This is a genomic window from Caminibacter sp. (assembly GCF_053999135.1).
Map to the genome: position 1 here is coordinate 1 of NZ_JBMXVQ010000101.1, position 9,020 is coordinate 9,020.

Sequence of the window (9,020 nt, forward strand, 5' to 3'; positions counted from 1 at the left end):
TTGGATTTTTCATTAAGAGTGATAGAGCTAAAAAATACAGAAAAGCAGTCGCAAAACTTCTAAAAGAAATAAAACAAGGCAACATTCAATTAAGACTACAACCAAACCTACTCGGAGAATATGACGAAAAACTAATAACCGAACTAATCAAAAGAAGCGACATCGTCAGAGGCTATCAAGGGCAAATCAAAGCCCTTGAAAACGAATTAGCCGAAAAACAAAGCAAGATTAAAAATTTAGAGTTTAAGATAAAAAACCTCAAACACCAAAACGCTCAAATTATATCACAAATCCCGAAAATTTTCTCCCAAGAAATATCGGTTCTAGAAAAAATGTTCGACACATACTACCAAGCTATGAAAATAGAAATAGAGCATAATCTAAAACACATCAAAGAAACCGACGAATACTACCAAATCGGACTAACAAAAATACCGAAAATAAGGGGTTAACAATGCTTTTTAACTCTTCTTTTCCTTGATTTTATTACCGATTTTCGTTATAATATCAATGTCCCAAAAAAGGGACAAAACAGCCGATAAGGAGATATAATGGAGAAGTTACTCTCAAATCTCCAAAAAATCTTGGCTATCATTTACCTGATAGTCAAGATAATAAAGGAGATAGCGGGGTAACTCCCCGCTCCTTATCGGCTATTATAACACAAGGAGCAAAAAAATGCAAATAATAGATTTTCTTGATAATTGGTTACCTGCAATATTGATTTTAATATTAACTTTTCAAATTTCACGATTAGAGAAGAAAATAAATAATTTAGAGGAAAAAATAAATGACCTACAAAGAGATTAAAGAAATTTTTAATATTCCACAAACAACACTTGTCGATTGGAAAAACTCAAAAGGCTGGAGAAAAAATCTATTTACCATCCTAAAAAACATGCCAAAAGAAGAAGCACTTAAACTAAAAGAAAAATACCTCAAAAACTAATCCCCTCTTTTAATTTTTTTCATTTGTTTTAATTAAATTTACTTAACATAAATAATTTTCTGTTCAAAGGATTTGTTATGAAACCCCTAACCCTACCAACAGGCAAAATGGCTAATTATCTCGGAATAAGCCGGGATTTTTTAAAAGATAATAAAGATGTGATTTTTAAAAAAGGCATTCACTACACTATCCCGCAAGGTAAAAAACATCCTCTCTGGATAGTTTCGGAAATGGAAAAATGGGCATTAGGTCAAATGCAAATAAGCGACACCGCTAAAGAGGTCCTAAACAATATCCTCTCTTAATTTTTTTGCTATAATAAAGAGCCGCTAAAGTCCACTGGCTCAAAAAAAGGAGCCGAGATGTTTGAAAATTATAATATATCTATGTTTAACCGAAACGGGAAACTTTATATTCAATATTTTTTAGACGGGAAAATAAAGCAAAAGTCTACAAGACTGCCCGATACTCCGAAAAATCGTAAATTAGTGCAAACAGAAGTCATTCCGCAGCTGCTTTTAAAACTGAAATCAGGAGAAGTTGGAATAAAAACACCTAAAAAATTTGATTACTACGCAAGTATATATTTAAGGCAAAAAGAAAGCCTTAAAACTTATCAGGAAACTTACAATATAGTAGTAAATCAATTATACCCTGTTTTCGGTAAAAACACAAGAGTTGATAAAATAAGTCGAGCGGACATAAGGGAATGGATAGATAAAAAACTGTTAGAAATTACACCTAAACGAATGCGTATGCTAATAGGAGTGCTTAAAGGGATTTTGGATATTGCAATAGAGTATGAGCATATCGAAAAAAATCCTGCTGAAAATATAAAACTGCCCGCTCATAAACCTAAAAGATTAATGAAGCCTTTTACGCCTGATGAAGTAAAACTTTTGATTGAAAATGCTGATGAACCTTTTAAAAACTTGCTTGCTTTTTTATTTTACACAGGTGTAAGAACAGGCGAAGCACTTGCAGTAACTTGGAGCGATATTGATTTCGAGAATATGTATATTCATATAAATAAAAGTAAACGACACGGGAAAACAACTACACCTAAAACAAAAAATTCTATAAGAAAGGTGCCTATATTTAAATCTCTATTGCCTTATTTACAAAGACAATTCGAACTATCGCAAAAATACGCTAAAACATTAAGTGTCTTTTACAATCCTCGCACTAAAAAAGGTTATTTCGGAGTAAAACACATTCACCCTGAATGGAAACGACTTTTAAATAAAATCGGAATGGATTATCGGGTAATTTACAACACAAGGCATACTTTTGCAATAAATATGATAAGAGCAGGAGTGAATATTGCAGATGTTTCACAAATGCTTGGGCATAGTAACATAAGAGAAACGCTTGAGAGTTATGCTAAATTTTTACCTGAAGAATACTTAAAGATAAAAAGGGATATTGACCCCTTTACTGACAATCCTACTGACAGTGCCTACAAAATCCCTAAATTTGGGGAATAAGAAAAAGTCCCTCCTCCGGTACCATATTAATCTACTGATATACCTTCATTTTAAATGAAAAAATTTTAAAAAAGAAACAAATATAGACCTGGCCCAAGGATATTACTTATCAATGCCTCTTCCAATTGAAAAGTTACATAATATTTCTTCAAGTCAGCACTAATTATTTTTAGCAGCATTCTGTATTATAGGGATAAACTCCTCTTTTTTATACACTTTACCTCCCATTCTCCCAAGATGTTCACTTGGTACCTGACAGTCAATATATTCTATATCGTTTTGTTTTAAAATATCACAAAAATAAATAAGAGCCAACTTACTGGCATCAGGTTTTATATGAAACATACTCTCACCGCTAAAATATTTATTTATGGCGACACCATAAAATCCTCCCACAAGTTCTCCTTCATAATAACTTTCAACCGAAAGCACAAACCCCAATCGATGAAGAGTAGTATAAGCTTCAATAAATCCATCATTAATCCATGTGCCGCTTTCATGTTTTCTCTTTACTTTACTGCACATTTTTATGACATCGTCAAAACGGGTATTTATTTTAAATTCCCATTTCGGGCTTCTTAATTTTTGCAATAATCTTTTTGTAGTTTTTACTTCATCCGTTTTTAAAAGCATTCTTTCGTTTAAAACAAACCAATGATACATTCCATCTTCATCCTGATACCATGGAAAAAATCCGTTTGAGTATCCTTCAAGAAGCCTTTTAGGATGCAAATCGTAACTAGCCCCTACAAAACCGTCTTCAAAATCTTCATAAGGGGATGGAAAAGAAAAATCATCAAGAAGATAAAGAGGAGGATTATCGTTAACTTTTATCATTTTTTGTCTTTAAACTAAACTTATTTTTAACAAAATCCACTCTTACTTCACCTCCACTTTTTAAATCCCCAAAAAGAATTTCATCACTCAAAGGCTCCACAATCTCTTCTTCTATAACCCTAGCAAGAGGACGGGCTCCAAGTTTCGGAGAGTATCCTTTTTTGGCAAGGGCTTCTTTTGCTCTTTTTGTGAGCGAAATTTTTACTTTTTTATTTGCAAGTTTATTTTGAAGGTCGTTAATAAATTTATCAACTACCATCAGTACGCTATCTTTACTTAAAGGTTTAAATCTAACCACCGCATCAAGCCTGTTTAAAAATTCCGGTGCAAAAAACCTCTCAACAGCCTCTTCTTTAAATTCAGCGTGTTCGGCCATAAATCCAGGAGCGTTACCTTCACCAACACCTAAATTACTAGTCATTATCAAAACCACGTTTCTAAAATCCGCTTTTCTTCCATCATTATCTGTTAATGTTGCGTTATCCATTACCTGTAACAATATCTGGACGATATCCGGGTGAGCTTTTTCTATTTCATCAAGCAATAACACGGTATGAGGCTGTTTTCTTATAGCTTCGGTTAAAAGTCCTCCTTTTTCATATCCAACATACCCCGGAGGAGAACCTATAAGTTTGGCCACAGAATGTTTTTCTTGATATTCACTCATATCAAATCTTAAGAAATTAACCCCTAAAATATTAGCAAGCTGTTTTGCAATTTCCGTTTTACCCACACCAGTAGGACCTACAAAAAGAAAACTTCCAATAGGTTTATCTTCACGAGTAAGCCCCGCTTTTTTTCTTTTAATAACTTTTACAAGTTCTTTAATAGCTTTATCTTGTCCAAAAACTTTAGCTTTAAGATTTTCCTCAAGATATCTTAATTTTTCTATTTCATTTTGAGAAGCAGATTCTTTTGGAATATTGGCAATGCTAGCTACAATGCTTTCTATATCGCTTTTAGTAATAAGCTTTTTACCTTTTAGCTTATACTTAGCCCCCGCTTCGTCGATCAAATCTATGGCACTGTCAGGTAAAAACTTTTCTCTCAAATACTTTTTGGCAAGCACGGCTGCGGATTTTAAAGCTTCTTTGGAATAACGCACATTATGAAACTCTTCATATTTAGGTTTCAATCCTTCTAAAATCTTAACCGTATCTTCCACACTAGGTTCTTTTATATCCACTTTTTGAAATCTTCTGTTTAAAGCTTTGTCTTTTTCAAAATAATTTTTATACTCTTCATAAGTCGTAGCCCCTATACATCTTATATCTCCTCTTGCAAGAGCCGGTTTTATAAGGTTAGCTACATCCATTTTTGAATCACCTGCAGCTCCCGCTCCTACAATCATATGAATTTCGTCTATAAATAAAATAGGCTCTTTTTCTTTTTTAAGTTCTTTTAAAATAGCTTTTAATCTTTTTTCAAACTCTCCTCTATATTTTGTCCCGGCAATCAGGCTTCCTATATCAAGAGAATAAATTTTTTTACCTTTTAAAACTCCCGGAACGTCGTTAAGAGCTATTTTTTTTGCAAGTCCCTCCACAACAGCGGTTTTACCTACTCCCGGTTCACCAACTAAAACAGGATTGTTTTTTTTGCGTCTTGCTAAAATTTGTATAACCCTCTCAATCTCCTTTTCTCTTCCTATTACATCATCAAAGTCTTTGGCTATGGAAGTAAGTTCGGTGGTAAATTCTTCTAAAACACTCTCTTTTTTCTCTTTGCCTATTTTTTTTATTTCTTCTTCCAAATCTTTTATTTCCGTTACATATTCAACTATTTCAACCTTTTCTATACCGAATTCTCTTAAAAGCTGAGAAGCGTAACTGCTTTCATCTTCAAGCAGGGCGACAAAAAAATCAATCTCATCGGCATAAGGTTTTTTTATGCCTTCTATATGCTTAAACATTCTCTCAGTAGCTTTATGAAATCCAAGCGTTTCCGTAGGGGTAGTTTCAACCGGTACTTTTTCTATATACCTATCAAGATAATAATCAAGTCCTCTTCTTATATAATCAACATCCACCCCGACATCTTCTAAAATTGAGCGAATATTTTTATTTTTTAATAAAATATAAAAAGCATGGTCTATAGTTATATATTCGTTTTTTCTTCTTTTAGCTTCAAAAATTATTTCATTTAATATATTTCTTAATGTTTCAGTTATTTGCATTTATACCTCCTCTATTCTCGCCCTAAGCGGATAACCGGCATTTCTGGCCAGGGTATGGACTTTGTTTACTTTCATTTCAGCTATCTCATATGGATACATCCCTACCGCAGCACTGCCTTCCCTATCCACTTTGAGCGTTAAATTTATAGCTTCTTCTTCGGTTTTATGAAAAACCGACTTTAAAATTTCTATTACAAAATCAAAAGTAGTATAATCATCATTTAAAAGTAAAACTTTATAAAGTTTAGGTAATAAAATATCCACTTTTTCTTTAGAATCAAACTCTACACCCATTTAACTTCCTTTCTCCAGCATATCCCACATTTCTTTTTCTGTTAAAATAGTTATTCCCAGTTTCCTGGCTTTTTCATATTTGCTTCCCGGATCCTCGCCCACTATTACAAAATCTGTTTTTTTAGAAACACTGTTTGTAACATGAGCCCCAAGACGTTCGAGAAGCTCCTTAATTTCGCTTCTGGGTTTACTCATAGAACCTGTTAAAACTATCGTCTTGCCTTTAAAAGGAGATTCTGTTATATCCTCTTTTTGAGGATTTTTAGGTTTAATAAGTTCTATTAATTTTTCTATTTTATCTCTATTTACTTTCACGTATTCAGCTATTGACTTAACCATTTCGGGACCAAACCCTTCTATTTTATAAAATTCTTCAGGATTATGCTTATAAAAGTCCACCCCGAACGTTTCACATATTTTTTTACTGGCCACTTCTCCTATATGTTCTATTCCAAGAGCGTTTACAAACCTCCAACAATCAATCCCTTTTACTTTTTGAATGGCGTTTATAAGATTTTCAGCCTTTTTTCTGGCAAATCCAGGCAATCTTTCCAAGTCTTCCACTTTTAACTTAAACAAATCTGTAATATCTTTTACAAGCCCTCTCTCATATAAAAGTCTAGCAACACTTTCACCTAGTCCTTCTATATCAAGACAGTTTTTACTTGCCGCATAAATGATGGTATTTACAACCCTTGCCGGACAAGAGAGATTTTGACATTTAATAATAGCACCCTCATCCAATACTTCAGACCCGCATACCGGACAATGCGTAGGCCTTGGAATAGGTTTTTCATTACCCGTTCTTTTATGATATAAAACTTTTGTAATTTTAGGTATCACATCTCCGCTTCTTATTACTATTACATGGTCTCCTATTCTTATATCCATTCTTTCAATTTCATCAAAATTATGAAGAGTGGCTCTTTCTACTATTACTCCCCCGATTTCTACGGGCTCTAAAATCGCTACGGGTGTTAACACTCCTGTCCTTCCAACCTGAACGATAACGTCTTTTAAAATTGTTTCTTTTTCAATAGCAGGGAATTTATAAGCCACCATCCATCTCGGATATTTTGTCGTATATCCCAGCTTATCCAACAATTCAAGTTCATTTACTTTTACTACCATCCCATCAAGCATTACCGGCAGTGAATCTCTTATTTCTATAAATTCATTATATTTTTTTAATACACATTCCAAATCATCCGCTAAACATTCTCCTCTTTTAGGAGGTTCTTTAAATCCCAGCGAGTAAACAAAATCCATTAGCTTTTTATAAGTTTTAAATTTTCCTATAAATTCTTTTTTATCATTTTCGTACTGTTCTTGGCTTACTTCATCACTGTTTAAAACCTCTATTGGATATCCAACTCCCCATGGATAAAATAAAAGCGGACGGCTTGCTGTAATTTTCGGGTCAAGCTGTCTAAGACTCCCGGCTGCTGCATTTCTGGGATTGGCAAATATCGGTTCGCCTTTTTTTATTCTCTCTTCGTTTAATTTATCAAAATCCTCTTTTTTTATTACGACCTCTCCCCTTATTTCCACAAGACCTTTATAGCCTATTTCCAAAGGAATGGAATTAATAGTCTTTGCATTTAACGTTACATCCTCACCAATCTCACCATCCCCTCTGGTTTCTGCTCTTATAAGTTTCCCTTCTTTATAAACAAGATTCAAACTGGCCCCGTCAAATTTCGGCTCTATGTAAAAACTGAAATTATTGCTTTCAATAAGTCTTTTTACCCTATTTACCCATTCTCTAAACTCGTTTTCATCAAAAACGTCCTCCATAGACCACATTTTAGTTATATGCCTGGCTTTTTTAAACCCTTCCAAAACAACATCACCAACCCTTTGCGTCGGACTAGTCGGGTCTATTTCATCTGGATGGGCTTTTTCATATTTTTCTACTTCTCTGTAAAGCCTATCATATTCCTCATCCGTAACCAAAGGATTATCAAGAACGTAATAATAATAAGCCCACTTTTTTAATGTTTCAACGGCTTTTTTATAATCTTCATGATTTTTTATCATAAACGCTCCATTTTTTTTTAAATATTGTAGCATATTGCAGCCGGCGTAGTAATTTGATTATAACAAAAAATTATAAAAAAATCAATGTAAGCTTATATAAACAAACTAAAGAAGAGTTATCTATTTCAAATAACTTTGTTTTATTTTAAGGTCAAGCCTTTCCAAAACTTTAACTTCAATTTCCCCCGTTTTATAAGGCTTATGGACGTTTTTAAGTTTCAGCGTCGTAAACCCTTTTTTTTTGCTATAATTAAACCAATACAATATGAACCAAATCTAAACAAGGATGATAAAAATGAAAAAATTACTCTTTTTTACAGCGGCAATTTTAATAATCTTCACGGGATGTACACAAGAGCAGCAAAACAAAATAGGACGCTCGATTCAAAACATTACCGGTGTAAACGGTGTTGTGGATATCTACAGCGGCGGAAAGCTTGTTATGAGATTTTTAAAAGTGGATAAACTCACTACTGCACACGGGACTGATGACAACAAACCGCGCCCTTACAGATTTGCTTACGGATATCTTGATAAAAATTTCAATTATAAAGTCGACCCGGATGAAAAGAAAAAAATATATTTTGAAGTAACAAATTACGAAACATACGTATTTTATGAAAATCCCGAACAATGACAGTCTATATTCACGGATTTGCAAACTGTGCCAACAGCAACGAAATAAAAAAAAGATTATTTCGGCGACATAGTTGCCTTTAATCTTTTACCTTCACCACTTGAAGTAATTAAAAAATTAACACCTTCCTCAAAACCAGAAAAATCTTTTAACAGACAGCTCTTTTAGAAAAATATTATGTTACGTATTTAGCTGAAAAATACAGTCTTATACCAAAACATAAAACAACTCTTATATTCATCTTTTCTTGGTACTGACTAAATAAATGTTTGATTTATTTTCAGGATTGGTATTAAAACCATTTTAATAAATTCTTCTCTTAAACCGTATAAAAATTTAAAAACCGGTCCATAACCTCCTAACCCTTTTTTTGTCTTTAAAAACAAATTTACTTAAAAATTTACAATAATCACTGTAACATACGTTTAATTTCTCTTCAACGTTATGAGTATTTTCATATTGTAGCCTTAAATAATCAAATCCGTTGTATCTATAAAACAAAACTCCACTGTAAAAGAATCTTTTTTTGTTTAAAAACTCAGTGATTTCTTCTATTTCTTGAGTATGCAAATTAATATCGGCATAAATCATTTCACCTCT

At 33.0% G+C, this 9,020-nt stretch carries 9 protein-coding genes and 2 pseudogenes; 6 read left to right on the top strand and 5 right to left on the bottom strand.

Annotated elements, in window-relative coordinates:
- From ACXJH6_RS07735 to ACXJH6_RS07755, 5 genes and pseudogenes are all read left to right on the top strand, one after another.
- Window positions 1-452: pseudogene (locus ACXJH6_RS07735) on the top strand (hypothetical protein); the annotation flags it as partial.
- Window positions 453-678: 226 nt separating this feature from the next.
- Window positions 679-810, top strand: coding sequence for a hypothetical protein (locus tag ACXJH6_RS07740; RefSeq protein ID WP_456471183.1), 132 nt, complete (start codon window positions 679-681; stop codon window positions 808-810).
- Entirely contained in the window at window positions 791-949 is a 159-nt protein-coding gene (locus tag ACXJH6_RS07745) for a hypothetical protein (RefSeq protein ID WP_456471184.1), read from the top strand. The genes ACXJH6_RS07740 and ACXJH6_RS07745 overlap by 20 nt, the downstream gene beginning before the upstream one ends.
- A 77-nt stretch (window positions 950-1,026) precedes the next feature.
- Window positions 1,027-1,254, top strand: coding sequence for a hypothetical protein (locus ACXJH6_RS07750; RefSeq protein ID WP_456471185.1), 228 nt, complete (start codon window positions 1,027-1,029; stop codon window positions 1,252-1,254).
- A 57-nt stretch (window positions 1,255-1,311) separates the two neighbouring features.
- A complete protein-coding gene (locus ACXJH6_RS07755; protein WP_456471186.1) occupies window positions 1,312-2,436 on the top strand; it encodes a tyrosine-type recombinase/integrase in 1,125 nt (374 codons plus the stop codon).
- A 159-nt stretch (window positions 2,437-2,595) separates the two neighbouring features.
- Here the strand turns inward: ACXJH6_RS07755 and aat are convergent, their stop codons facing one another.
- The 4 genes from aat to ligA are packed head-to-tail and all read right to left on the bottom strand — an operon-like array spanning window position 2,596 to window position 7,783.
- The gene (aat, locus tag ACXJH6_RS07760) at window positions 2,596-3,273 is read right to left on the bottom strand and encodes a leucyl/phenylalanyl-tRNA--protein transferase (RefSeq protein WP_456471187.1); all 678 of its coding nucleotides are present in this window, start codon (window positions 3,271-3,273) and stop codon (window positions 2,596-2,598) included.
- Window positions 3,260-5,449, bottom strand: coding sequence for an AAA family ATPase (locus tag ACXJH6_RS07765; RefSeq protein ID WP_456471188.1), 2,190 nt, complete (start codon window positions 5,447-5,449; stop codon window positions 3,260-3,262). Before ACXJH6_RS07765 ends, aat begins: the two co-directional genes overlap by 14 nt.
- Entirely contained in the window at window positions 5,450-5,743 is a 294-nt protein-coding gene (locus ACXJH6_RS07770) for an ATP-dependent Clp protease adaptor ClpS (RefSeq protein WP_456471189.1), read from the bottom strand.
- Window positions 5,744-7,783, bottom strand: coding sequence for an NAD-dependent DNA ligase LigA (gene ligA / locus ACXJH6_RS07775; protein WP_456471190.1), 2,040 nt, complete (start codon window positions 7,781-7,783; stop codon window positions 5,744-5,746).
- 295 nt (window positions 7,784-8,078) lie between these two features.
- On the opposite strand from ligA, the gene ACXJH6_RS07780 reads away from it, so the two are divergent.
- Window positions 8,079-8,420 carry a hypothetical protein gene (locus ACXJH6_RS07780; RefSeq protein WP_456471191.1) on the top strand — a complete coding sequence of 114 codons (342 nt, stop codon included), beginning with the start codon at window positions 8,079-8,081 and terminating at the stop codon, window positions 8,418-8,420.
- A gap of 336 nt (window positions 8,421-8,756) precedes the next feature.
- On the opposite strand, the pseudogene ACXJH6_RS07785 reads toward ACXJH6_RS07780, so the two are convergent.
- Window positions 8,757-9,020 (bottom strand): annotated as a pseudogene (locus tag ACXJH6_RS07785) (GNAT family N-acetyltransferase); the annotation flags it as partial.

Coding starts and splice junctions, on each gene's coding strand:
- ligA (WP_456471190.1), bottom strand. CDS start 7,783: ATGATAAAAAATCATGAAGATTATAAAAAAGCCGTTGAAACATTAAAA.
- ACXJH6_RS07740 (WP_456471183.1), top strand. CDS start 679: ATGCAAATAATAGATTTTCTTGATAATTGGTTACCTGCAATATTGATT.
- ACXJH6_RS07780 (WP_456471191.1), top strand. CDS start 8,079: ATGAAAAAATTACTCTTTTTTACAGCGGCAATTTTAATAATCTTCACG.
- ACXJH6_RS07770 (WP_456471189.1), bottom strand. CDS start 5,743: ATGGGTGTAGAGTTTGATTCTAAAGAAAAAGTGGATATTTTATTACCT.
- ACXJH6_RS07750 (WP_456471185.1), top strand. CDS start 1,027: ATGAAACCCCTAACCCTACCAACAGGCAAAATGGCTAATTATCTCGGA.
- aat (WP_456471187.1), bottom strand. CDS start 3,273: ATGATAAAAGTTAACGATAATCCTCCTCTTTATCTTCTTGATGATTTT.
- ACXJH6_RS07755 (WP_456471186.1), top strand. CDS start 1,312: ATGTTTGAAAATTATAATATATCTATGTTTAACCGAAACGGGAAACTT.
- ACXJH6_RS07745 (WP_456471184.1), top strand. CDS start 791: ATGACCTACAAAGAGATTAAAGAAATTTTTAATATTCCACAAACAACA.
- ACXJH6_RS07765 (WP_456471188.1), bottom strand. CDS start 5,449: ATGCAAATAACTGAAACATTAAGAAATATATTAAATGAAATAATTTTT.